The following is a 25,086-nucleotide window of genomic DNA, read 5'->3' on the forward strand; positions in this document are numbered from 1 at the left end:
TCAGCCTCCCAAAGCCATATAAAGCGGTGTACCGAGAAATAGCGTAACAGCACCGCCCGCAGCGAGAAAGGGCCCGAATGGCAACGGCTCTTCGAAGCGCATGCGGCCGCGCCACGTTGCGGCAAGACCGACCACGGCGCCGGTTACCGCGGCGATCAATACGATCTGCGGCAAGGCGGCCCAACCGAGCCACGCGCCCAATGCCGCGAGCAGTTTGAAGTCGCCATAGCCCATGCCGTCGACGCCACGTATCAGCTTGAACAGCCAGTGCACGACCCACAGGACCAGATAGCCGAAGATAGCGCCGAGCACCGCATCGTGAAGGCTCGTGAAGAGGCCGTCGAAGTTCACGATGAGCCCTGCCCACAATAGCGGCAGCGTCATGGAGTCGGGAAGCAGATGAGTGTCGATGTCGATCGCGCTCATGGCGAGGAGCGCGGCGCATAAGCCGAAGGCTGCGAGCGCGGTACCGGTCGATCCGTATAGCGCAAGCGAGGCGGCCGCGAGCGCGGCGCAGGCCAGTTCCACGAGTGGGTAACGCGCGCTGATGTGTGCCTTGCACGCCGAACAGCGCCCGCGAAGCAACACGTAGCTAAGCAGCGGCAGGTTTTCCCACGCGCTCAGCACGTGACCGCAATGCGGACATGCACTGCGCGGCACCCATAAGTTATAGCGTGCCGGCAGACCGTCGTCCTCGAGCGGTTCGTCGATGGCGTCACTCACTTCTTCGCGCCATGCCCGCTCGAGCATGATCGGCACGCGATGCACGACCACGTTCAGGAAGCTGCCGACCACCAGACCGAGCACGATGACGAAGGCGAATTGCGCGCCGGCAGGCAGACTGCCGAACGCGACGCCGATGCCGGCCGCGAAGTGATTGGGCAGCATGCCCGAAAGCACGCTTGAAGAGGTTTCTGGCACGAGTGGAAAAGTAGCCTGCATGGCGAAAGAGTTGGATTCGGCTGCGATGCTACACCACGTTGCCGAGTTGAATAATGGGGAGATACATGGCGATGACGAGACCGCCCACGAGCGCACCCAGCACGATAATGACGAGCGGCTCGCACAGACTCGACAACACGCCGATCTTTTCGTCGACCTGACGGTCGGCCAGCGACGCGATGTCGATCAGCATGGTGTCGAGCGCGCCGGATTCTTCTGCCACCGCGACCGGCTGCACGACCTCGGGCGGAAAGCAGTGCGCCGCCTGCATGGCCGCCGCGAGCCGTTCGCCTCGCCGCAAACGCGCGGCGATTTCCACGGTAGCGCGATCGAAGAAGGCGTTGCCGGTGGCGTGGGTCAGCGACTCGAAGGCATCGGCGAGCGGCGTGCCGGCCGACAGCAACGTGCCCAGCGCCCGGCTCCAGCGTGCCGCGCAGAGCGTGCGCAGCATCGGACCGGCGACCGGGATTGTCAGCGATAGCCGCGCGAATCGAACACGTGCTAGTTCGGAACGTCGCAATAGAAACGTCATAGCCGAAGTTGCCGCGAAGACGGCGACGACAACCGGCACGCTCCAACGTGCCGCACCGGCCGACAGCGCCAACACGAACTGCGTGGGAGCCGGCAGCCTGGCGCCGAATCCGTCGAAGATCTGTTTGAACGTCGGCACGACCCATATCAGTAGCGCCGCAGTGATTGCAATCGCGAGCAACAGAATCGCGACCGGGTAGGTCAACGCGCCGCGCACTTTGGCGCGCTGCGCCGCGGTCCGCTCGCGATCGTCGGCAATGCGAGCCAGCACGGTTGCTAGCGCGCCTGCCGCTTCGCCTACTTCGACGAGCTGACAGAACAGCGCGTTGAACTGTGCCGGATGGCGTTGCAGCGCCGCCGAAAAGCGCAGGCCGCTCGTAATGTCGCGCGCAAGCGCACCGACTATGCGCGGCATGCCCGGTTGTCGGGAATTCTGGTTTTGCGCCAGCAACTCCAGCGCCGGCGCAAGCGGCAATCCTGCGCGCAGCAGGCTCGCGAGTTGACGCGTGAAAAGCGTGACGTCGGCGGCGCGCGCTTTCGGACGCGGCGCAACGCCATGCGCGCTCAGTTCGACGATGAACAGCTTGTCGCGCTGAAGCATGGTCCGCGCGACGCTCGCGTCGGGCGCGATGAGCGAGCCGGATTTGCGCGTACCGTTGGTGTCGACGCCTTGCCATTTGAAGCGCATGTCGTTCGCGGCAGCGCGGTGAGGTGTCGCGGCGATCATGCAACCTCCGTGGCGGCTAGCGCTTCGGCGAGGCTCGTCGTGCCGTCGCGCACGCGGGCGAGCGCCGCGTCGCGCAAAGTGGCGACCTGTTCCTGCTGAGCGAGCCGTGCGAGCGCATGCGTACCGGCACTCGCGACGATCAGCTCGCGCATCGCGTCGGATACCGGCATGACCTGATGGACGCCGACACGTCCGCGATATCCGATGCCGTGGCAACTCGCGCAGCCGGTCGCAATGTAGGGGTGCCAACCATCGAGTTGGTCTTCCGCGAAGCCTGCCGCGCGCAGTGCCGTTTCTGTCTGCGGCGCGGGCATGCGGCACGCCGGACACAAACGCCGCACGAGTCGCTGCGCGGTGACCATCCGCAGCGCAGCGGCCAGATTGTATGGTTCGACGCCGATATCGATCAGGCGCGCGATGGCCGCCGGAGCGTCGTTGGTATGCAGCGTGGAGAGCACCAGATGACCGGTCTGCGCGGCCTTCACGGCGACGTCGGCAGTTTCGTCGTCACGGATTTCGCCGACCATGATCACGTCCGGATCCTGGCGCAGAAATGCGCGCAGGGCCACGGCGAATGTCAGGCCGGCCTTTTCTCGCACGCTGACCTGGTTGATGCCCGCGAGCTGGATTTCCGCCGGGTCTTCGACCGAGCACAGATTGCGCGTCTCGCTATTGAGCAACTGCAGGAAGCAATAGAGCGACAGCGTTTTGCCGCTGCCGGTGGGGCCGGTGACGAGCATCAATCCATGCGGAGCGCGAATCGCCGCATCGACCAGATCGCGTTGACGTGCGGCGAGCCCGAGCGAGTCGAGCGAAAGATCGGTCGGCAGCGCATCGAGCCGCCGCAAAACCAGCTTCTCACCGAACAGCGTCGGCAGGGAGTTCACGCGGTAATCTTCCACGCGACCGGGCGAGGTCGCGATTCGTAGGCGACCATCCTGCGGCACGCGCCGCTCCGCGATGTCCATGCGCGCCAGCACCTTGACCCGCGTGATAAACGCGTCACGCAGATGGGCAGGCGGCGCGGCAAGTTCGTGCAGCACGCCGTCGATACGCAGCCGCACCCGCCAGCCGGATTCGGCCGGCTCGATGTGCAGGTCCGACGCATTGCGGCGTGTCGCTTCCTGCAAGGTGTCGGTGAGCAGGCGGACGGCGGGCGCGTTGTCCGGATCGGCCAGATTCGAATTGGCGTTGGAGTCGGTTGCGAAGGCATTGGCTTTCGCTTTGATCGCACGCTCGCTATCGGGCTTGACTGGCCGTAACGCGGCGGACGTGGGCGGCGTTGTCGACGGTTGGAAGGGCGCTTGCATGAATGACCGGTGATGAGCCGCCTGTAGGACACGAGGGCTTCATCATCCGGCAACGCCATGGCCGCCGCCATTAGGCCGATCGGCTAATGGCGCGTGGCAGGTCGATGTGTCATCGTTATGCGTGAATGGCTCAGCCGCGTGCGGCTTTGGACGCCTTAAGGCCTGCGCGAAGCGGCGGCCTGAACAGTTTGACCGTGCGAATGGCCTGGTCGTCGCTGCGCATCACTTCGAGTTTGACCGCGCCGATCTGCACGCACACGTCGCCGTCCGGAATGTCTTCGAGAATTTCGAGGATCAGGCCGTTGAGCGTCTTCGGGCCGTCGGTCGGTAGCGTGAGTTGCAGCCATCGGTTCAATTCGCGCAGCGGCATGCTGCCCGCCACGATGCATTCGCCGTTCTCGTTCCAGCCACCGCGCGAATTGGCGCCGCGCGGAATCGACGTCGTGAACTCGCCGATCAGTTCTTCGATGATGTCTTCCGGCGTCACGAGTCCCTGCAGTTCGCCGTATTCGTTGACGACCAGTGCCGTGCGGTGCCGGCTTTCCTGGAAGTATTGGAGTTGCTGGAATACGGGCGTGCCGGTCGGCACGAAGTAGGGCTCGGCGAGCAGCTCGCGCAATGTCTCGCGTTCCAGCTCCTGATTGTGCAGGGCGGCCAGCGTTTTACGAACGTGCAGCACGCCGAGCACGCGGTCGATGTCACCCTGATAGACGATCAGCTTGTTGTGGTAACAGGTTTCGAGTTGATGCAGGATCTGTTCGAAGGGCGCATCGAAATCGAGTGATTCGATACGGCGTCGCGGGATCATGACGTCTTCGACGGAGATGTTTTCGAGGTCGAAGAGATTGAGCAGAATGCTGCGGTGCTTGGTCGGCATGAAGCTGCCCGATTCGAGCACGATGGTGCGCAATTCTTCGGTGGACAGCCTCTGGTTGTGCGCGCCTTTGGTGTTGATGTGCAGCAGGCGCAGGATCCCGTTCGCGAGCAGATTGACGAACCACACGAGCGGCTTCGCGATGCGCATCATCGGCGCAATCAGAAGGCTGGCCGGCAGCGCGATTTTCTCCGGAAACGTGGCGCCGACGATTTTCGGCGTGATTTCCGCAAACACGATAATCAGAAACGCGACGATGCCGGTTGCGATCGACAGCACCAGGTTGTTCCGCCCAAAGGTATGCAGGGCGATCGACGTGGTGAGGACCGGAATGATCGTATTAAAAAGGTTGTTGCCGATGAGCACAACGCTCAGCAACTGGTCCGTGTGCGCCAGCAATCCTTGCGTGGTTTTGGCGCCCAGCGCGTTCTGGTTGGCGAGATGTTTCAGACGATGGCGATTGAGCGCCATCATTGCCGTTTCGGAAATCGAAAAGAAACTTGAGCAGACGAGTAGCAGAACGACGGCGCCGATCTGCGCCCATAAGGGAAGTTGTTCCACGCGCGGTGAGAGGTAGGAGACGGGATGGAGAGAATATAGCAGAGGGGCCGCTAAGGCCGACCGGCGCATGTCCCTGGCGGAATCGGCCTGCTCGCGACGGACTTGGACACACTGCTTGAATGGAGTGCAAAAACAAAAAAACCGCCAAGCGAACTGGGCGGTTTTTCGAACCTTGAACTAACAAGGAAAATCTGGTCGGGGTGAGAGGATTCGAACCTCCGGCCTCTACGTCCCGAACGTAGCGCTCTACCAGGCTAAGCTACACCCCGATTTGGTACTGCTGGACTCTTACGGTGTTTCAGTCTCGTTTAAGACTGTCTTGCCGTTGAGTAAGAACATAATTCTAGCAGGCTATCTTTGAAAATGGAATCGGGAAATGAAGAAATTGCTGCAGCTGCGGCCTGAGCTTCCTGCTTTGCACATTCCAACGTGTGATCCAGTGCGCCAGAGCGTGTGATCGCTTCGAAAATCGTGTCGAATCGATCCGTGCCGCCCTGTTCAATAGCTTCGCGAGCCAATGCCGATTGCTCCGGCGTTCCGCGTTCGATCAGATAGATCAACGGAAGCGTGGGTTTGCCTTCGCGCAGGTCGTCGCCGGCATTTTTGCCCATCGATTCCGCGGTGCCGGTGTAGTCGAGCCAGTCGTCCATGATCTGGAATGCGGTGCCGATGCGCCGGCCGAACTCCGCCGCAGCTGCTTCGATTTTCGCGTCGGCGCCGGCTAGCACCGCGCCAAGCTGAGCCGCCGCTTCGAACAGCTTGGCCGTTTTGTAGCGGATCACCTGCATGTAGCGCGCTTCGTCGACGTCGGCGTCGTGCATGTTCAGCAATTGCAGCACTTCGCCTTCGGAGATGATGTTGGTCGCCTCCGAAAGAATTTCCATCACGCGCATTTTGCCCACGCCCACCATCATCTGGAACGAGCGGGAATACAGGAAATCGCCGACCAGAACGCTCGCGGCGTTGCCGAATAGCGCATTAGCCGTTTGCCGGCCGCGCCGCAGATCCGATTCGTCGACCACGTCGTCGTGCAGCAGCGTGGCCGTATGAATGAATTCGACCACCGCGGCCAGTTCGTGCCGATGCCCGGTGGTTTCGCCCAGCGCGCCCGCCACCAGCAGCAATAGCGCAGGCCGCAGCCGCTTGCCGCCGGCGCTGATGATGTACTCGGAAATCTGATTGATCAGCATCACGTCGGACGCCAGGCGGTGCCGGATGACGCGATTCACCTGCTGCATGTCTTCGGCGATCGGAGCAAGCAGGCTGGCGGCGTTGGAGGAGGGGGTGGCAGTCGACGACATGATGGCTGAATTGGGTAGTGCCGCGAATTATAAGGCGAATCGCGACAGTTCCGGGTCGCAGGCTGCCGCGCGGCCAAAATTGGGGCCGCCTCGGGATCATGGGCGCGCGTTGCGCGGGCAGGCGCCGGGCAGTTCGGCAACGACTCTCAATGAGTTTTGACCGCGCAGCTAACTCTATGTATAATCACGGGTTTCCGCGCGCGGTGCGTGGGAAAAATGAACACAGAGTGAGGTTCTCAATGTACGCGGTCATAAAAACCGGTGGCAAGCAGTATAAAGTTGCCGTCGGCGAAAAACTTAAAGTAGAACAGATACCGGCAGACATTGACGCTGAAATCACGCTCGACCAGGTTCTCGCAGTGGGCGAAGGCGAATCGATTAAGTTCGGTACGCCGCTGGTCAGTGGGGCTTCCGTCAAGGCTACCGTCGTGTCGCAAGGTCGTCACGCAAAAGTGACTATCTTCAAGATGCGTCGCCGGAAGCACTACCAGAAGCATGGCGGCCACCGCCAGAACTATACCGAACTGCGCATCGACGCGATCAACGCGTAAGCGCAACGGTTAAGGAGCAAATCAAATGGCACACAAAAAGGCAGGCGGATCGTCCCGGAACGGCCGCGACTCTGAATCGAAGCGTCTCGGCGTCAAGGTTTACGGCGGTCAAGCCATCAACGCTGGCGGCATCATCGTTCGCCAACGCGGCACGCGTATGCACCCGGGCGAAAACGTCGGTATCGGCAAGGATCATACCTTGTTCGCGCTGACGGACGGCCACGTCAATTTTTCGACGAAGGGCGCAGCGAAGAAGCACATGGTCAACGTCGTCCCGGCAGCAGTCTGAGTTTAGTCAGACACGGGCTTCAGGACCGGAAGAAGGCCCCGCGAAGTTAGCGGGGCTTTTTTTATTGCGGCGTCTTTCGTCGGAAGTCTGGCGGATCAAGGGTCGAGGGCGAATGCTAGCTGATCGGCTGATTGATCACCTCACGGCGGGCGCGGCAAAATAGCAGTATCCGATAGCATCAAAATCTAGCAGCACCATCTGGCAGTACACCACGGGACGGAGTTACGCATGAAGTTCATTGACGAAGCGAGGATTGAAGTCATCGCCGGCGACGGAGGGGATGGCAGCGCGTCGATGCGCCGCGAGAAGTTCGTTCCGTTCGGCGGCCCGGATGGCGGCGACGGCGGCCGGGGCGGCAGCGTGATTGCGGTTGCAGACCGCAATATCAATACGCTGATCGACTACCGCTACGCGAAAAAACACCTGGCGCGCAACGGCGAAAACGGCCGCGGCGCCGACTGCTACGGCAAAGGCGGCGACGATATTACGCTGCGCATGCCGGTCGGCACGACCATCACCGACATGGAAACCGGCGAGTTGATCGCCGATCTGACCGAGCACAACCAGAGCGTGCAAATCGCGCAGGGCGGTGCGGGCGGTCTCGGCAACCTGCACTTCAAATCGAGTACCAACCGCGCGCCGCGTCAGAAAACCGACGGTAAGCCGGGCGAGCGCCGCATGGTGCGCCTGGAACTGAAAGTGTTGGCCGACGTCGGTCTGCTCGGCATGCCGAATGCCGGCAAGTCCACGTTTATCGCGTCGGTGTCGAACGCGAAACCGAAAATCGCGGACTACCCGTTCACCACGCTCGCGCCAAACCTTGGCGTTGTGCGCGTTGGCCCGAGCCGCAGCTTTGTGATCGCCGACATTCCGGGGCTGATCGAGGGCGCGGCCGAAGGTGCCGGTCTCGGCCATCAGTTCCTGCGTCACTTGCAGCGCACCGGTTTGCTGCTGCATATCGTCGACCTCGCGCCGTTCGATGAATTGGTCGATCCGGTCGCCGAGGCCAAGGCCATCGTCAACGAACTGCGCAAGTACGACGAACTGCTCTACGACAAGCCGCGCTGGCTCGTTTTGAACAAGCTCGACATGGTGCCCGAAGACGAGCGTGAGGCGCGCGTGTCGTCGTTCCTCGAGGGCTTCGGTTGGACGGGGCCGGTGTTCGAGATTTCGGCGCTGACTGGCCAGGGTTGCGAAAATCTTTGCTATGCCGTGTTCGATCACATCGCGGCGCACTCGGATGCGCAGCGCGCGGCCGAAGCAGAAGACCTCGCTGCCGACGTCCGTTTCCGCGACAAGCCGGAAGCGGCTGCTCCCGCGTCGGATAGCGCCGAACCGCAGGAATAACGAGAAGCCTGAGCGTCGCCGGCTCGAGAGGGCGGGCGGCAAGCACTACGCGTCATCTTGGAGACCGCGCACAATGCGTTCAGTCATCGCAGATTCACGGCGATTGGTAGTGAAAGTCGGTTCGAGCCTTGTCACCAATGACGGACGCGGCCTCGATCATGCCGCGATCGGCCGCTGGGCCGCGCAAATTGCTGCGCTCCGCGCGCAAGGCAAGGAAGTCGTGCTGGTCAGTTCCGGCGCGATCGCCGAGGGAATGCAGCGCCTCGGCTGGAGCAAACGGCCGCGTGAAATCGATGAATTGCAGGCAGCCGCGGCGGTTGGGCAGATGGGCCTCGCGCAGGTCTACGAAAGCCGCTTTGCCGAACATTCGATCCAGACAGCGCAAATTCTTCTGACTCACGCCGACCTGGCCGATCGCGAGCGCTATCTGAACGCGCGTTCCACGTTGCTCACACTTCTGCGTCTGGGCGTCGTGCCGATCATCAACGAGAACGACACCGTCATCACTGACGAAATCAAGTTCGGCGACAACGACACCCTGGGTGCGCTGGTCGCGAATCTGATCGAAGGCGATGCGCTCGTGATTCTCACGGACCAGCAAGGTCTGTTCACCGCCGATCCGCGTAAAGACCCTGGCGCTACGCTCGTGCAGCAGGCAGACGCCGGCGCTCCGGAGCTGGAAGCCATGGCGGGCGGCGCGGGATCGAGCCTGGGCCGCGGCGGCATGCTGACCAAGATTCTCGCCGCCAAGCGCGCGGCGCATAGCGGTGCGAATACGGTGATCGCAAGTGGGCGCGAAGCCGACGTGCTGTCGCGGCTAGCGTCGGGCGAGGCCATCGGCACGCAATTGATCGCGCGCACGGCGCGCATGGCGGCGCGCAAGCAATGGATGGCGGATCATCTGCAAGTGCGCGGCCACGTCGTGATCGATGACGGCGCGGTCGAAAAGCTGACTGCGGGCGGCAAAAGCTTGCTGCCGATCGGTATCGTCGGCGTTCAGGGCGCGTTTGCGCGCGGTGAGGTCATTGCCTGCTTGAGCGCGGCCGGACTCGAAGTGGCGCGGGGCCTGACGAACTACAGCAGCGCTGAAACCAAGCTGATCCAGCGGCGCCCGAGTGGTGAAATCGAATCGGTGCTGGGCTACATGCTCGAGCCGGAACTGATCCATCGGGACAACCTCGTTCTGGTCTAGCCGGTACGCGCGCGATCCCAGAAGCGCGAATCAAAAAAAGCCGTTCCATTTAACCGGAACGGCTTTTTTGCATCTGGACTGCGCATCTGGACAGAGCCAGCGCTAGTTCAATGAATCAGCGAACTCTGCGTGCGCTTGAAGCGGATATTCTCGACGATCTGCTTCGCGTTGCCCGTCGGCATCTTGTTCGCGCACATGTAGTCCTGATACAGCGACGCCTGATAAGCATTCAGCGCACCGTTCTCGATACGCGAGAAGCCGTTTTCGACGGTTCGATCCCAGCCGTCGTGGTCGGCGTTCAAGCCGGCATACAGACGCCATTCGTAGGTGTCGCAACGAATGCCTTCGTAGTTCACATTGCGCGCGCCGCTCGAACTCGTGACGACCACGGTGTAACGCACGACGCCGTCGGTGCCGACGCTGACCGAGTTTTTATCGATCGAGAATTGCAAGGGAGTGTTGCCCGAGACCTCGAACGGCAGCAGATTCGAGTCTTGCGGCAGCGGCGGCAAGGTGTCCACCTTGTTTTCCACCCAGTTGCCCTGCCGGTCCAGCAGGTAGGTGAACGCGCTATCGTCTTTGTTGGTTGGTTTGCCGGCGCTCGAACATCCAGCCAGCAGGGCGCCGGTGGCGACGCACGCCACGACGAGAGCAAGTGCTTTCAATATGAAGTCCTCGAAACACTGGCGCGACTCGACGAGCCGCGCCAGTAGAGGCGGCATGAACCGCCGCACAGAGTTGTTAATCGCGCACGCCTGGGCGGAACAGCGAGCCGGCGGTTTCGCGATCCGGTTCGTCTTCACGTTCGGATCCGGCGCCAACCTCGGCGCCCGATTCCGAACCTCCACCGCAATCGGACGCGATCGTAGTGTGAACCGATGTCTCGATGGAGACGGTAGTGACTGTCGTTACCGTCATCATCGTGGAATCCGGTGGGCTTTCCATCGACGACGCTATCCGGGGATAGCGCGGCCCATGATGCCCGCCAGGTTTTTCCGCACGCGGCGCAGCCCGGCGCATGAAGCGGGATAGCTCCGTCAGCGCCAACTGATATACATCCCGCTTGAACTCGATCACACAGTCGAGCGGCACCCAGTACTCGTTCCAACGCCACGCATCGAACTCCGGGTGGTCGGTGGCGCGCAAGCAGATGTCGCAATCGCGTCCAACCATTCGTAGCAAGAACCAGATTTGCTTCTGGCCGCGGTAATGACCACGTACTTCGCGCTTGATGAACTTGTCAGGCACCTCGTAACGCAACCAGTCGCGTGTGCGACCGATCACCTTGACGTGCTCAGGAAGCAGCCCGGTTTCTTCGTGTAACTCCCGATACATCGCTTGCACGGGGGTCTCTCCGTACTTGATGCCCCCTTGCGGAAACTGCCAGGAATGTTCACGGAGCCGTTTGCCCCAAAACACCTCGTTGTGCGCGTTCAAGAGGATGATGCCGACGTTCGGGCGAAAGCCTTCACGATCCAGCATACAACCACCTTCGAATCCTTTAAAATTGCTTTGATTATAAACAGATAACGGACCCGACGCACCGATTCGCACCAGAATGGAACGATTCACCGCAAGAACGCTGCGTTTGCGGTAGCCTGTCAGGCTTTCCGGCCTCATCCCTTGCTGCAAGGGCTTGCGCGGCGGTTTCAGCAGCGCGGGCGGCGCCCTGGCTTGCCATGATTCGCCGGATTTGCAAGCCGGCGCCGGGTCGTGTTCCATGTGCCGCGCCGGCCGCTTTGCCGGGTCCGTGTCGATTCCCTACCGTTTTCACCTTTCGGGCGGCCCCACCGGAGCCGCCGCTTTTGGATAATCTGAATGAAAGCTTCCCGTTTCTTTATCGGCACCCTGAAAGAAGCTCCGGCCGACGCCGAGATCGTCAGCCACAAGCTCATGGTGCGCGCCGGCATGATCCGTCGCGTCGCTGGCGGTATCTATAACTACCTGCCGGTCGGCCTGCGTTCGATCCGCAAGGTGGAAGCGATCGTGCGCGAAGAAATGAACCGGGCAGGCGCGATCGAGCTGCTGATGCCGGCCGTGCAGCCGGCCGAACTGTGGCAGGAATCGGGCCGCTGGGAAAAGTACGGCCCCGAGCTGCTGCGCTTCAAGGATCGCAGGCAGTCCGATTTCGTGATCGGACCGACCCACGAAGAAGTGGTGACGGACATCGCGCGCAATCAGATCAAGAGCTATCGCCAGTTGCCGGTGAACTTCTATCAGGTGCAAACCAAGTTCCGCGACGAAATCCGTCCGCGTTTCGGTGTCATGCGTGGCCGTGAATTCATCATGAAAGACGCGTACTCGTTCGATAAAGACATCGAAGGTCTGCGTGAGTCGTATCGCAAGATGTACGACGCGTACGTGCGCATCTTCACGCGCCTCGGTCTGGATTTCCGCGCGGTCGCGGCCGACAACGGCTCGATCGGCGGCAGCGGTTCGCACGAGTTCCACGTCATCGCGGACACCGGCGAAGATGCCATCGCCTATTGCCCGACCTCGGACTTCGCGGCGAACGTCGAGGCGGCCGAAGCATTGCCGCTGCATGCCGAGCGCGCGGCTGCCGCGGAAGACATGAAAAAGACGGCGACGCCCGGCAAGGCCAAGTGCGAAGCCGTCGCCGAGTTGCTCGACATTCCGCTCGAACGCACCATCAAGTCGATCATCCTCGCCACGGAAAACGAAGGCGCCGCGCCGACCATCTGGTTGCTGATGCTGCGCGGCGATCACGATCTGAACGAGATCAAGGCAAGCAAGCTGCCGGGTCTCGCCGAATTCCGCATGGCAACCGAAGCCGAAATCATCGAGACCTTCGGCACGCCGCCGGGCTATCTCGGTCCGATCAACACGAAGAAGCCGGTCAAGGTCGTCGCGGACCGCACGGTCGCGAACATGAGCGACTTCGTGGTGGGCGCGAACGAGGTCGATTACCACATCACCGGCGTGAACTGGGGCCGCGATCTGCCGGAACCGGTGGTGGCCGACATCCGTAACGTGAAGAAGGGCGACCCGTCGCCGGACGGCAAGGGCGTGCTCGACATCTGCCGCGGCATCGAAGTCGGTCACGTGTTCCAGCTCGGCACGAAGTATTCGGAAGCGATGAACGCCACGTGTCTGGACGAAACCGGCAAGCCGCGTCCGATGGAAATGGGCTGCTACGGTATCGGCGTCACGCGTATTCTTGGCGCGGCGATCGAACAGAATTTCGACGACAAGGGCATCATCTGGCCGGAATCGATTGCGCCGTTCGAGATCGTGCTGTGCCCGATGGGCTACGACCGCAGCGACGCCGTGCGCGAGCAGGCCGACAAGCTGTACGCGGAACTGGTCGCGGCCGGCATCGACGTGATTCTGGACGACCGCGGCGAACGCCCCGGCGTGATGTTTGCCGACTGGGAGCTGATCGGCGTACCGCATCGTCTCGTGATCGGCGACCGCGGCCTGAAAGACGGCAAGCTGGAGTATCAAGGCCGCCGTGACGCTGAAGCCACGCTGCTGCCGGTCGACGAGGCCGCGCAGACGGTGATCGGCAAGGTTCGCGCAGCGTTGGCGAACTAAGCGGAGCGGACGGTGGAGTACACCTTCCTGTCCGCGACCGTCCTGCTGATCCTCATCACCGATCCGCTCGGCAACATTCCGCTCTTCATCAGCTGTCTGCGCGGTGTGGCGCCGAAGCGTCGCACGATCGTCATTCTCCGTGAGGTGGCGATCGCTTTTGCGATTCTGCTGGTGTTCATGGTGGTCGGCGACCGCTTCCTGCGCATGATGAGTCTGACCGACCAGTCGCTGCGCATCGGCGGCGGCATCGTGCTGTTTCTGATCGCGCTGCGCATGGTCTTTCCGCACCCGGACGGCCCGTTCGGCGGCGACACGCGCGGTGGCGAACCGTTGATCGTGCCGCTCGCGATTCCTGCTTTGGCGGGGCCGTCGGCGCTGGCTACGGTCATGCTGCTGACCTCGCAGGCGCCCGGAAAGACGCTCGAATGGATCGGCGCGCTGACCGTCACCATGATCGTCTGCGCGGTGGTTCTGATGCTGGCGGAGCGCATTCAGGCGTGGCTCGGCGAGCGTGCCATGATGGCGTTCGAACGGCTGATGGGGCTGGTGCTCGTGGCAATTTCAGTGGAGATGATGCTCGGCGGTATCCGGTCTTTCGTGCATCAGCTTTAACCAGGCAGCAGGGCAGGCGGCGATCCACCGTTCCTGCATGCAACAAAAAACAAGCAACAAAAAACAAGCAACAAAAGACACGCAACAAAAGACACGCAACAAAAAAGCGGCCCGCGGGCCGCTTTTTTTACATCCGACGCATCGTGAAACGCGTCAGGAGATGTTGCTCAAGCGCCTTCGGTCAGCGCGCGAATGGTGGGCAGGTTGCGCCAGTAGCCTTTCGCGTCCATGCCGCAGCCGAACACATAGCGGTCTGGTACTTCGAAGCCGCAGTAGTCCGGGCGCAGCGGCTTGGCCTTCGGAATGATCTTTTCGCACAGCACGGCGCTCAGGAAGCGCTTTGCGCCCATCGCGAGAATGCGGTCGCGAATCGCGGCCATCGTCTCGCCTTCGTCGAGGATGTCGTCGAGCACCAGCACGACGCGATCTTTCACCGATTCCGCCGGCGCCACACGCCACTGCATCTCGTTACCGCCCTTGGTGGTGTTGCGATAGCGGGTGAGGTGGATGTAGTCGAACTCGAGCGGGAAATCGAGGTGCGGCAGGAGCATGCCGGTGAACACCGCCGCACCGCCCATCACCGACAGCACGAGCGGGAAATCCTCGCTCATCTCGTCGCGGATTGCAGCGGCCATGCCGCTGATCGACGCGTTGACGTCGTCGGCCGAAACGATTTCTTCGGAGTGGCTAAAAATGTGGAGAGCTTCTTCGCGGTTCATGACGTCTGACGGGCGGTAACTGTGTACATAGTGTGGGTGAGAACGGCGGCGCGCGGTACAGAATAAACCCGCACGATCCGGGAGTCAGCCCTGCGAGGCCGCCGTCTTGAACAAGCTTAGCGCATACCGGGCAACATGCCCTTCATGCCGCGCATCATCTTCTGCAGATTGCCGCCCTTCAGCTTCTTCATCATGGTACGCATCTGGTCGTACTGATTCAGCATGCGGTTGACTTCCTGCACCTGGACACCTGCGCCCGCAGCGATGCGGCGCTTGCGCGTGGCCTTGATCAGATCGGGCTTGGCGCGTTCGAGCGGCGTCATGGAGTTGATGATGCCTTCCATGCGGCGCATCTGCTTTTCGGCCTGGCCCATGTCGGCGCCGGCAGCGGCTTGCTGGAACTGCGCGGGGAGTTTGTCCATGAGCGACGACAAGCCGCCCATGCCCTTCATTTGCGTCAGCTGCGCGCGGAAATCGTTGAGGTCGAAGTCGCCGCCTTTCTTGACCTTGTCGGCGAGCTTCTGGGCAGCTTGCACGTCCACGCCGCGCTGCGCTTCTTCGACGAGCGCGAGAATGTCGCCCATGCCGAGAATCCGGTTCGCCATGCGATCCGGGTGGAACACTTCGAGGCCGTCGAGTTTTTCGGCAACGCCGACGAACTTGATCGGCTTGCCCGTGACGTGACGCACGGAGAGCGCCGCGCCGCCGCGCGAGTCGCCGTCCAGCTTGGTGAGCACCACACCGGTGAGCGGCAGCGCGTCGCTGAACGCCTTGGCCGTGTTCACCGCGTCCTGGCCGAGCATCGCGTCGACCACGAACAGCGTTTCCGCCGGCTTGAGCATGCCGTGCAGGGCGGCGATTTCGGCCATCATGGCTTCGTCGATACCGAGACGGCCGGCCGTGTCGACGATCAGCACATCGTGATAGTGACGCTTGGCCCAGTCGACGGCGGCGACCGCGATGTCGACCGGTTTCTGGTCCGGCTCGGACGGGAAGAAATCTGCGCCGACCTGTTCCGTCACGGTCTTCAACTGCGCGATTGCAGCCGGACGGTAGACGTCGCAGGAAACGGTCAGGACCTTCTTCTTGTACTTCTCGCGCAGGAGTTTGGCGAGCTTGCCGACCGTGGTCGTTTTACCCGCGCCCTGCAGACCCGCCATCAGGATGACGGCCGGCGGTGTGACGGCCAGGTTCAGTTCGACGGCCTTGCCTTCGTAGTCGCCGCCGATGATCGCGGTCAGCTCGCGCTGCACCACGCCCACCAGCGCCTGACCCGGCGACAGGCTGCTGATGACCTCTTCGCCGAGGGCCTTTTCTTTCACCCTGGCGATGAACTCGCGCACGACGGGCAGCGCCACGTCGGCCTCGAGCAGCGCGAGGCGGACTTCGCGCAGCATTTCCTGGGTGTTCGCCTCGGTGAGCCGGGCTTCGCCGCGCAGCGTCTTGACGACGCGCGCCATCCGTTGAGTCAGATTGTCGAGCATGGGGAGCGATGAACAGTGCGGCCCGGGCAGCGCGCGAAGCGGAAGACGTCGCGGAGTTGGGGCCTAGTGTAAACTTCGAATATGGATATTGTACTGTATGCCCTCACTGCGCTCCTCTATGGCGGTCTCGCCGTGGCCGGCTGGCGCTCGCACCGGCACGCCGCCGTGCGTCCGATGCTCGAGAGCGTGCCGCCGGTGCCCGTCGCGCCGGCGTCGGCGGCAGCGTCTGCCGCTTCCGGCATGGGCACGTCGGGGCGCGCGCTGCTGTTCGTCGCGCTGCTCGCTCATGGCGTGCTGCTGCATACCACCATCTTCCCGCAGAACGCGATGGTGTTCGGTTTCGCGTTCGCGCTTTCCGCGATGTTCTGGCTCGGCGCCGGCATCTACTGGATAGAGAGTTTTTTCTTCCCGCTCGACGGCCTGCGTCTGCTGGTGTTACCGCTCGCCTGCGTCGCCTCGCTGCTGCCGCTCGCCTTCGGCGGCGTGCGCGTGCTGCCGTATTCGGCGGCGCCCATGTTCAAGCTGCATTTTCTGATCGCCAACATCGCGTACGGACTGTTCGCGATCGCGGCCCTGCACGCCATCCTTATGTTGCTCGTGGAGCGTCGTTTGCACGCCATGCGCGGCGGCGCGGCGCAGCGGCATACGGCCGCGGCGAGCAACGGCTGGCTGTCGAGCTGGCTCGATTCTCTGCCGCCGTTGCTGACGCTCGAGAAGCTGCTGTTCCGTCTGATCGGCGCGGGCTTCGTCCTGCTCACGCTGACGCTCGTCTCAGGCATTCTATTTAGTGAGCAACTCGTGGATCGCGCCTTGCGGCTCGACCATAAAACCGTTTTCGCGATTCTGTCGTGGGTCATGTTCGGCGCGCTGCTGACCGCGCGCAAGGTGTCCGGTTGGCGCGGCCGTGCGGCATTGCGCTGGGTGCTGGCGTCGTTCGTCGCGCTGCTGCTGGCGTACGTCGGCAGCCGTTTCGTTTTCGAGGTGCTGTTGCACCGAGCTGTAGTGTGAGCGTCCTGCTATGCGACAAATTTTTCTGCTGATTCTGTTGTTCTTCGTTGGCCAATGGCTGGTCAAGGCGCTGCGTCGTCACGACGGCCAACCGGCGCAACGCTCCGGCGCGAACGGTCCCGCCGGTGACGCGAAGGGTGCGCCGCGCGGTGCCCGCCAGGCGGCGCCGCAACTCGCCGAGCCGATGATCCGTTGCGCCGAGTGCGGCGTGCACGCGCCGAAGAGCGACTCCGTGGTGGTGGCGGGGCAGCCGTTCTGCAGCGCCGCGCATGCGCAGCGTCACGGCGCGCGTCCGACAGGCCGCGACGCTCGATGAGCGTCGAATTCACCGTCGACGCCGACGGTTGGGTCGCTGCCGCACGCAAACTGCCATCGCCGAATTTCGAAGCACGGCCCGACGGCGCCGTGCCCACGCTGATCGTCGTTCATAACATCAGCTTGCCGCCGAACGAGTTCGGCGGTCCGGCGATCGCGCAGCTATTTCTCAACACGCTCGACTGCGACGCGCATCCGTACTACGACGAACATCTGCGCGGCGTGCGGGTGTCGGCGCATTTCGTGATTCATCGCGACGGCGCGCTGGAGCAATTCGTGTCTTGCAACGAACGGGCATGGCACGCCGGTCCGTCGAATTTTTTCGGCCGCGAACGCTGCAACGATTTCTCGATCGGCATCGAACTCGAGGGCAGCGACACCACGCCGTTCGAGACGGCGCAATACCGCACGCTGGGTGCACTCGTGAACGCGCTGAAGGCCCGCTATCCGGTCGAAGCACTGGCGGGTCACTCCGACATCGCGCCCGGTCGCAAGACCGATCCAGGCCCGCATTTCGAGTGGACGCGTCTACAAGGCGACACTGCGCTCACCGCTCAGTATTTCCCCTATCTAAAGTTTTCCAAAACAGCGTAACGACCCCTCGCGCGAGTTTGCGTGACGTGCGGAGAACAAGGCGCCGCCTTGTTCTCCGGGGAGTCGGCTTCGCGCCTCGCTATCCAAAAGTCAAGACTTCGAAAGCAAATAAATCGATTTGACCTGTCTTGAAAGTCCACTATACTTGGTGCCACTGAACCCGTTGTGCACTATATGTTGTGTTGCTCTGTGCATAACCATGTGAATAACCAAGTGCACAACTGGGTGAACAAGTTTGCGGCGTCCGCTCCCGGAGCACGGCGCCGCAAGCATTTCAGGCATCGAAAAAATATTGCAGTGGCGCAGCCGGAAGGACCACCGGCAGCGTCCTTGAAGATTCGGGAAAGGGGCTTAGCCAGTGATCGCGACACGCACGTCGAAGACCGTTTTCAATTCGAACCAGGCTTCATCGCAGTCGCATCCCGCCCCCCGGCTTAGCCGGCCCTTTTCCTGCACCCCATCGCTTGCGCTCGCGGCGGCGCAGCGTTCGTTTTAATCCGCGGCTTCCCCCGCAACATTTCCAAGACCAGGAGCTTTGCACATGCAAACCACCGACAACGTGACGACCCGGTACGAGGGCTCACCGACTGGCCAGGCATTCGGCCAGGCACAAGGCGCTCAGACGCTCTCGCCGCAAGCCACTTACGCCGACTACAAAGTGATCCGTCGTAACGGCAGCGTCGTGTCGTTCGAACCGTCGAAAATCGCCATCGCCGTGACGAAGGCATTTCTGGCCGTCAACGGTGGTCAAGGCGCGGCGTCGGCGCGTGTGCGTGAACTGGTCGAGCAACTCACGCAGAACGTGGTGCGCGCGCTTCTGCGCAGCCGCCCGAACGGCGGCACGTTTCATATCGAAGACATTCAGGATCAGGTCGAACTCGCGCTGATGCGCGGCGGCGAGCACAACGTCGCTCGTGCGTACGTGCTGTATCGTGAAAAGCGCACGCAAGCCCGCGGTCACGACGACCAGATCGTCGCGAACACGCCGGGTCTGAACGTGACCGACAACGGCGTCACGCGTCCGCTGGACATGGCTGCGCTGCGCGGCATCATCGAGCTGGCCTGCTCGAACCTGGGCGACGCGGTCAGCGCCGACCCGATCATCGCGGAAACGGTCAAGAATCTGTACGACGGCGTGCCGATGAGCCAGGTCTACGACTCGGCTATTCTGGCTGCCCGCACCATGATCGAAAAAGATCCGGCGTACAGCCAGGTCACCGCACGCATTCTGCTGCACACGATCCGCCGCGAGATCCTCGAAGAGGAAGTCACGCAGATCGAAATGGGCGAGCGTTACGCCGAATACTTCCCGCAGTTCATCAAGCGCGGCGTGCAAGCCGAACTGCTCGACGACAAGCTGCTGCAGTTCGACCTGAAGCGTCTCGGCGCGGCACTCGACAACAACCGCGACCTGCAGTTCGGCTACCTCGGCCTGCAGACGCTGTACGACCGCTACTTCCTGCACCACGACGGCGTGCGTATCGAAATGCCGCAGGCATTCTTTATGCGTGTCGCGATGGGTCTGTCGCTCAACGAGATCGACCGTGAAGCGCGCGCCATCGAGTTTTACAACGTGCTGTCGAGCTTCGACTTCATGTCGTCCACGCCGACGCTGTTCAACTCGGGCACCCGCCGCTCGCAACTGTCGTCGTGCTACCTGACCACGGTCGACGACGACCTCGACGGCATCTACGAAGCGCTGAAGGAAAACGCGCTGCTGTCGAAATTCGCCGGCGGTCTGGGCAACGACTGGACGCGCGTGCGTGCGCTCGGTTCGCACATCAAGGGCACCAACGGCAAGTCGCAAGGCGTCGTGCCGTTCCTGAAGGTCGTCAACGACACGGCAGTGGCCGTGAACCAGGGCGGCAAGCGCAAGGGCGCGGTCTGCGCGTACCTGGAAACGTGGCACCTGGACATCGAAGAATTCCTCGAGCTGCGCAAGAACACCGGCGACGACCGTCGTCGCACGCACGACATGAACACGGCGAACTGGATTCCCGACCTGTTCATGAAGCGCGTTCACGAAGGCGGCGACTGGACGCTGTTCTCGCCGTCCACCTGCCCGGACCTGCACGACAAGTTCGGCGCCGAGTTCGAAACGGCTTACACGGCTTACGAAGACAAGGTCGCGCGCGGCGAGATCAAGCTGTTCAAGAAGATTCCGGCGGCGCAACTGTGGCGCAAGATGCTGGGCATGCTGTTCGAAACCGGTCACCCGTGGATCACGTTCAAGGACCCGTGCAATGTGCGCTCGCCGCAACAGCACGTCGGCGTCGTCCACTCGTCGAACCTGTGCACGGAAATCACGCTGAACACCAGCGACGCGGAAATCGCCGTCTGCAATCTGGGTTCGGTGAACCTGGTGGCTCACCTGAAGGAACAGGCCGACGGTACCCTGGTGCTCGACCACGACAAGCTCAAGCGCACCGTCAGCGTCGCCATGCGCATGCTCGACAACGTGATCGACATCAACTACTACGCTGTCGCGAAGGCGCGTAACTCGAACCTGAAGCACCGTCCGGTCGGCATGGGCATCATGGGCTTCCAGGACTGCCTGCATCTGCTGCGTACGCCGTACGCGTCGGAAGAAGCGGTCAAGTTCGCCGACACCTCGATGGAAGCGGTCTGCTACTACGCTTACTACGCGTCGACGGAACTGGCGCAGGAGCGCGGCCGTTATTCGAGCTACCGCGGTTCGCTGTGGGATCGCGGCATCCTCCCGCAAGACTCGGTCAAGTTGCTGGCCGAAGCGCGCGGCGGCTACGTCGAAGTCGATTCGAGCGAATCGATGGACTGGACGGAACTGCGTTCGCGCATCGCCACCTACGGCATGCGCAACTCGAACTGCGTGGCGATCGCGCCGACGGCAACGATCTCGAACATCATCGGCGTGTCGGCCTGTATCGAGCCGACGTTCCAGAACCTGTACGTGAAGTCGAATCTGTCGGGCGAATTCACGGTGGTCAACGACTACCTGGTGCGCGACCTGAAGGCGCGCGGTCTGTGGGACGAAGTGATGGTCGCCGACCTGAAGTATTTCGACGGCACGCTCTCGCGCATCGACCGCATCCCGGCCGACCTCCGTGCGATCTACGCCACGGCGTTCGAAGTCGATCCGAAGTGGCTGGTCGAAGCGGCTTCGCGTCGCCAGAAGTGGATCGACCAGGCGCAGTCGCTGAACATCTACATGGGCGGCGCGTCGGGCAAGAAGCTCGACGAGATCTACAAGCTCGCATGGGTGCGCGGTCTGAAGACGACCTACTACCTCCGCACGATGGCGGCGACGCACGTCGAGAAGTCGACGGTGGCGCACGGCGCGCTGAACGCGGTGAGCTCGGGCGGCAATGAAGGTTCGGGCGGCGCGGCAGGTGGCGCAGCCGGCGGTTTCGGCGTGAGCGGCGGTGCGTCGTCGGGCGGCATCCAGGCAGCGGCAGCTGCTCCGGCCGTCGCGGTCGAAGCCGCTCCGGAAGCAGATGGTCCGGTGTGCATGATGCGTCCGGGCGATCTTGGCTTCGACGAATGCGAGGCTTGCCAGTAACAGCAGGATCGCTGCTTGCTGACGGATCGTAGGTAATGACCCGCATGCAGACCCGCATGCAGCAGGCAGCGAAAGCAGGTTGAAGTGAAGTAGTGAGTCGGTGAAGCGGCGCTCAGGGGGAAGTCGAAGTCGAGCGCCGCTTGCCTGCAACGCGAAGCGCTCGACACGAAGCGCTCAGCAGAAGTCACGAGCGATGGACCACTCCACGCAGGCGGTCCGAGGCATCGCCCAACAGTGCATTGAACTTCACCTCGTCATCGCTGACGAACACGCAAGAGCATTGCAGCAGCAACGCTAAACGCACTCCGCAATACATATAGATAGAGCAGCGAAACGTCTCCGGACACGTTGCTCTTCGAGTTCGCGAAGCACGTCGTCGACACACGTTCAACATGCTTCACACGAGGCGACACACACAGTCGGTTGAACAAAGTGTTGTATGAACGTAGCAGCGCGAATCGAAAACAGGATTTTTCGTGAGCGAACTCTTTTATCGCTCGTGAAAAGATGGTACAAACCGTTCTAAATTGATGGTGACATTTATGCTCAACTGGGATGACGAGATCACTGCCGTAACTCCCTCGAGCGCTACGCAACAGAACACGTTGCGCAACGCTGCGGGATCGGCTGTCGGTTCGCAAGTCGGAACGCGTTCCGCTCCTCACGCTCCCTCGGCTCAAGAAGTCTTCGCGAACGACATCGCTGTCGCTCCCGCAGCTTCCGTTTCTCACGCTGCTACCGGAACGGCTGCCGTTTCCGAAGCGCGGGTCAACGTCGCCGACAAGCGCATCATCAACGGCCAGACCGACGTCAATCAGTTGGTGCCGTTCAAATACAAGTGGGCTTGGGAAAAGTATCTGGCTGGTTGTGCCAACCACTGGATGCCGCAAGAAGTGAACATGTCGCGCGACATCGCCCTCTGGAAAGACCCGAACGGTCTGACCGAAGACGAGCGCCGCATCGTCAAGCGCAACCTGGGCTTCTTCGTCACGGCCGATTCCCTCGCCGCCAACAATATCGTGCTGGGCACCTACCGCCACATCACGGCGCCCGAATGCCGCCAGTTCCTGCTGCGCCAGGCGTTCGAAGAGGCGATCCACACGCACGCCTACCAGTACATCGTCGAATCGCTGGGTCTCGACGAAGGCGAAATCTTCAACGCGTATCACGAGGTTCCCTCGATTCGCGCGAAAGACGAATTCCTGATTCCGTACATCAATGTGCTGACCGATCCGGGCTTCCAGACCGGCACGCTCGAAACCGACCAGACGCTGCTTCGCTCGCTGATCGTGTTCGCCTGCGTGATGGAAGGCCTGTTCTTCTACGTCGGCTTTACGCAAATCCTGGCGCTGGGTCGTCAGAACAAGATGACCGGCGCGGCGGAACAGTATCAGTACATCCTGCGCGACGAGTCGATGCACTGCAATTTCGGCATCGACCTGATCAACCAGATCAAACTCGAAAACCCGCAACTCTGGACGGCTGAGTTCCGCGCGGAAATCCGCGAGATCTTCCAGCAAGCGGTTGAGCTCGAATATCGTTACGCAGAAGACACGATGCCGCGCGGGGTGCTCGGCCTCAACGCGTCGATGTTCAAGAGCTATCTGCGCTTCATCTGCAACCGCCGTTGCCAGCAGATCGGTCTCGATCCGCTGTACCCGAACGAGGAAAACCCGTTCCCGTGGATGAGCGAGATGATCGACCTGAAGAAGGAACGCAACTTCTTCGAGACGCGAGTTATCGAATATCAGACTGGCGGCGCGTTGACCTGGGAGTGATCCGGGTTCGTGTCGTAGATGCATTCATCGATGGGGATGCCGTCGGCTTCGGCCGTGGCAATTATGCTTAGGAGCAGAACCGCCTGATGCAAAGCATGCCCGGTGCGCCGCGTGGCTGCGCGGCCCACAAACATGACTGGCACTTTGCGAACCCTTCAGTGGGATGGGCAAACTTCCCCCCGGAAAAAGCCGCTGGCGTCGTTGCCAGCGGTTCGATCAAGCAATCGCCGGCGCTGGAATCCAGCGCTGAACAGATTTGGCGCGCGGTGCCTGAGGGCTCCGCGCGCCTTACCGCATTCATTAGCGTAAGCGCGCAGCACCTGCGTACGCCGATGAATAGCCCGCTTCGTAGCGCGCGCCCTGAGAAGCGTCCGCGGGAAGCGGGTTTTGACGAAGGGTGTAGTTTGAACTGACTCTCATCTGAAAACCTGAAGGAGAACATGATGGCAACTGCAAAAAAAGCCGCAGCTAAGAAACCCGCAGCGAAGAAAGTTGTAGCCAAGAAGGCTGCGCCGGCGAAGAAGGCTGCTCCGGCAAAGAAAGTCGCTGCCAAGAAAGTGGCAGTGAAGAAGGTTGCAGCGAAGAAGGTCGCAGCTAAGAAGGCAGCGCCGGCGAAGAAGGTCGCAGCGAAGAAAGCTGCTCCGGCGAAGAAAGTTGCAGCCAAGAAAGTCGCAGTGAAGAAGGTTGCTGCGAAGAAGGCAGCACCGGCGAAGAAGGCTGCTGCCAAGAAGGTTGCAGCGAAGAAGGTCGTGGCGAAGAAGGCAGCACCGGCGAAGAAGGCCGCTGCCAAGAAGGCTGCGCCTGCCAAGAAGGCTGCTGCGAAGAAAGCTGCGCCTGCGAAAAAGGCTGCTGCCAAGAAAGCTGCGCCCGCGAAAAAGGCTGCTGCTAAAAAGGCTGCGCCTGCCAAGAAGGCTGCCGCGAAGAAGGCCGCTGCTCCTGCCAAGAAGGCTGCCCCTGCGAAGAAGGCTGTTGCCAAGAAGGCGGCTCCCGCACCCGCAGCGACTTCCGTTTCGAGCGCAGCGCCGGCAGCGACGGTGAAGACTGCTCTGAACCCGGCAGCAGCATGGCCGTTCCCGACGGGCAGCCGTCCGTAAGCTGGACGTCGAGCGGTAGAAGTACTTCGGCACGCATCTGGTGTCGATGATCGAGTAGCGCTTGAAGCAGCACCACCGAGCGCTACTCGGTCAGGGTCCCGTTGCCGGGTTTCCGGCGGCGGGATTTTTTTCGTCCGCGATTTCCTGCATCGCGACACACCTCAAAACGCGTGGACGAAAAAAAACGCATGCACAGGGGAGGGCATGCGTGTGAGATCGACGCAGCGGCGCGTACAGCGCGACTGCGCGAGAGGGGAAAGCGTTAGTGGGTGACGCGCGTCACGCCGCCGCTGGAGAGCAGACGCACGCGTTCGCCGGCACGGAAAATCTCGCCGGTGGCGCTTTGCGTGATGGCGCGCAGGTCGCCGTTGTCGAGCCGCACGGTGATCTCGAGACCGTCGCGCACGGCAGTGCCGTTCTCGACCGCGTTGCCCGCCACGGCGCCGGCCAGACCGCCGATGATGCCGGTGACGATGGAACCGCGCCCGCCGCCGATCGCGCTACCCGCGACCGCGCCGAGTGCACCGCCGCCGATCGCGCCGAGCCCGCTCGGTTGACCGTTGTTCGAGCTGATCTTCACGGCGCGAACGCTGTCGACCGTGCCCATGCGTACCGTTTCTTCGCGCTGCGCCTGCGACGCCGTGTAGACGTCGGCCGAGCTGCTGTTGTATGCGCAGCCGGACAGGGCCAGCGAACCGGCAATCAAGGCGGCCACGATCAGGCGGCTAGTTGTTTTCATTCCCTTACTCCAATAGCTCTTGGCA

23 protein-coding genes and 1 tRNA gene are annotated in these 25,086 nt (G+C 62.0%); 13 read left to right on the top strand and 11 right to left on the bottom strand.

Translation table 11 applies throughout. The annotated features are described in order from the left end of the window. From P3T18_RS27020 to P3T18_RS27045, 6 genes are all read right to left on the bottom strand, one after another. Complete coding sequence (locus P3T18_RS27020; protein WP_429303032.1) at positions 1-942, bottom strand: prepilin peptidase; 942 nt, start codon at positions 940-942, stop codon at positions 1-3. 28 nt (positions 943-970) lie between these two features. After that, positions 971-2,200, bottom strand: a complete 1,230-nt coding sequence (locus P3T18_RS27025) for a type II secretion system F family protein (RefSeq protein WP_429303033.1) — start codon at positions 2,198-2,200, stop codon at positions 971-973. Continuing rightward, complete coding sequence (locus P3T18_RS27030) at positions 2,197-3,510, bottom strand: GspE/PulE family protein (RefSeq protein ID WP_429303034.1); 1,314 nt, start codon at positions 3,508-3,510, stop codon at positions 2,197-2,199. Before P3T18_RS27030 ends, P3T18_RS27025 begins: the two co-directional genes overlap by 4 nt. A 130-nt stretch (positions 3,511-3,640) precedes the next feature. Beyond that, positions 3,641-4,945: an HlyC/CorC family transporter gene (locus tag P3T18_RS27035; protein ID WP_429303035.1), complete on the bottom strand. Its 1,305-nt coding sequence runs from the start codon at positions 4,943-4,945 to the stop codon at positions 3,641-3,643. A 192-nt stretch (positions 4,946-5,137) separates the two neighbouring features. Beyond that, a tRNA-Pro gene (locus P3T18_RS27040) sits at positions 5,138-5,214 on the bottom strand. 39 nt (positions 5,215-5,253) lie between these two features. Further along, the gene (locus P3T18_RS27045; protein ID WP_429303036.1) at positions 5,254-6,246 is read right to left on the bottom strand and encodes a polyprenyl synthetase family protein; all 993 of its coding nucleotides are present in this window, start codon (positions 6,244-6,246) and stop codon (positions 5,254-5,256) included. A 239-nt stretch (positions 6,247-6,485) separates the two neighbouring features. On the opposite strand from P3T18_RS27045, the gene rplU reads away from it, so the two are divergent. The 4 genes from rplU (at position 6,486) to proB (ending at position 9,625) form a co-directional block, all read left to right on the top strand. Further along, a complete protein-coding gene (rplU, locus tag P3T18_RS27050) occupies positions 6,486-6,797 on the top strand; it encodes a 50S ribosomal protein L21 (protein ID WP_007180329.1) in 312 nt (103 codons plus the stop codon). A 25-nt stretch (positions 6,798-6,822) separates the two neighbouring features. Continuing rightward, positions 6,823-7,086: a 50S ribosomal protein L27 gene (gene rpmA / locus P3T18_RS27055; protein WP_007180330.1), complete on the top strand. Its 264-nt coding sequence runs from the start codon at positions 6,823-6,825 to the stop codon at positions 7,084-7,086. A 228-nt stretch (positions 7,087-7,314) separates the two neighbouring features. After that, positions 7,315-8,433, top strand: a complete 1,119-nt coding sequence (cgtA, locus tag P3T18_RS27060; protein WP_429303037.1) for an Obg family GTPase CgtA — start codon at positions 7,315-7,317, stop codon at positions 8,431-8,433. Positions 8,434-8,506: 73 nt separating this feature from the next. Then, on the top strand, positions 8,507-9,625 hold the full coding sequence (gene proB, locus P3T18_RS27065) for a glutamate 5-kinase (RefSeq protein WP_429303038.1): 1,119 nt from the start codon (positions 8,507-8,509) through the stop codon (positions 9,623-9,625). A 107-nt stretch (positions 9,626-9,732) separates the two neighbouring features. Here proB and P3T18_RS27070 read toward each other — a convergent pair whose 3' ends face one another. Beyond that, a complete protein-coding gene (locus P3T18_RS27070; RefSeq protein ID WP_429303039.1) occupies positions 9,733-10,290 on the bottom strand; it encodes a CNP1-like family protein in 558 nt (185 codons plus the stop codon). A 76-nt stretch (positions 10,291-10,366) separates the two neighbouring features. Continuing rightward, entirely contained in the window at positions 10,367-11,107 is a 741-nt protein-coding gene (locus P3T18_RS27075; protein ID WP_429303410.1) for an RNA pyrophosphohydrolase, read from the bottom strand. Between the two features lie 336 nt (positions 11,108-11,443). Between P3T18_RS27075 and P3T18_RS27080 the strand changes: the two genes are divergently transcribed. Together P3T18_RS27080 and P3T18_RS27085 are read left to right on the top strand one after the other, a co-directional pair. Next, on the top strand, positions 11,444-13,180 hold the full coding sequence (locus P3T18_RS27080) for a proline--tRNA ligase (protein WP_429303040.1): 1,737 nt from the start codon (positions 11,444-11,446) through the stop codon (positions 13,178-13,180). 12 nt (positions 13,181-13,192) lie between these two features. Next, positions 13,193-13,792: a MarC family protein gene (locus P3T18_RS27085; RefSeq protein ID WP_429303041.1), complete on the top strand. Its 600-nt coding sequence runs from the start codon at positions 13,193-13,195 to the stop codon at positions 13,790-13,792. A gap of 167 nt (positions 13,793-13,959) precedes the next feature. Here P3T18_RS27085 and P3T18_RS27090 read toward each other — a convergent pair whose 3' ends face one another. Next, a complete protein-coding gene (locus P3T18_RS27090; protein ID WP_007180337.1) occupies positions 13,960-14,511 on the bottom strand; it encodes a hypoxanthine-guanine phosphoribosyltransferase in 552 nt (183 codons plus the stop codon). A gap of 116 nt (positions 14,512-14,627) precedes the next feature. Further along, on the bottom strand, positions 14,628-15,995 hold the full coding sequence (gene ffh / locus P3T18_RS27095; RefSeq protein WP_429303042.1) for a signal recognition particle protein: 1,368 nt from the start codon (positions 15,993-15,995) through the stop codon (positions 14,628-14,630). Positions 15,996-16,076: 81 nt separating this feature from the next. Between ffh and P3T18_RS27100 the strand changes: the two genes are divergently transcribed. The 7 genes from P3T18_RS27100 (at position 16,077) to P3T18_RS27130 (ending at position 24,322) form a co-directional block, all read left to right on the top strand. Beyond that, entirely contained in the window at positions 16,077-17,003 is a 927-nt protein-coding gene (locus P3T18_RS27100) for a cytochrome C assembly family protein (RefSeq protein ID WP_429303043.1), read from the top strand. 10 nt (positions 17,004-17,013) lie between these two features. Further along, complete coding sequence (locus P3T18_RS27105; protein ID WP_429303044.1) at positions 17,014-17,319, top strand: PP0621 family protein; 306 nt, start codon at positions 17,014-17,016, stop codon at positions 17,317-17,319. Next, positions 17,316-17,912, top strand: a complete 597-nt coding sequence (gene ampD, locus P3T18_RS27110) for a 1,6-anhydro-N-acetylmuramyl-L-alanine amidase AmpD (protein WP_429303045.1) — start codon at positions 17,316-17,318, stop codon at positions 17,910-17,912. Before P3T18_RS27105 ends, ampD begins: the two co-directional genes overlap by 4 nt. A gap of 541 nt (positions 17,913-18,453) precedes the next feature. Continuing rightward, positions 18,454-21,450 carry a ribonucleoside-diphosphate reductase subunit alpha gene (locus P3T18_RS27115; protein ID WP_429303046.1) on the top strand — a complete coding sequence of 999 codons (2,997 nt, stop codon included), beginning with the start codon at positions 18,454-18,456 and terminating at the stop codon, positions 21,448-21,450. A gap of 542 nt (positions 21,451-21,992) precedes the next feature. Next, complete coding sequence (locus P3T18_RS27120; protein ID WP_429303047.1) at positions 21,993-23,228, top strand: ribonucleotide-diphosphate reductase subunit beta; 1,236 nt, start codon at positions 21,993-21,995, stop codon at positions 23,226-23,228. A gap of 86 nt (positions 23,229-23,314) precedes the next feature. After that, positions 23,315-23,641, top strand: coding sequence for a hypothetical protein (locus P3T18_RS27125; protein WP_429303048.1), 327 nt, complete (start codon positions 23,315-23,317; stop codon positions 23,639-23,641). Between the two features lie 30 nt (positions 23,642-23,671). Continuing rightward, a complete protein-coding gene (locus P3T18_RS27130) occupies positions 23,672-24,322 on the top strand; it encodes a histone H1-like DNA-binding protein (protein WP_429303411.1) in 651 nt (216 codons plus the stop codon). 262 nt (positions 24,323-24,584) lie between these two features. On the opposite strand, the gene P3T18_RS27135 is transcribed toward P3T18_RS27130, so the two are convergent. After that, positions 24,585-25,061 (bottom strand): glycine zipper 2TM domain-containing protein, encoded by a 477-nt coding sequence (locus P3T18_RS27135; RefSeq protein WP_429303049.1) that lies wholly within the window; start codon positions 25,059-25,061, stop codon positions 24,585-24,587. Between the last annotated feature and the right edge of the window lie 25 nt (positions 25,062-25,086).

Origin of the sequence: Paraburkholderia sp. GAS199 (genome assembly GCF_050436585.1) — a bacterium.
GTDB lineage: Bacteria > Pseudomonadota > Gammaproteobacteria > Burkholderiales > Burkholderiaceae > Paraburkholderia.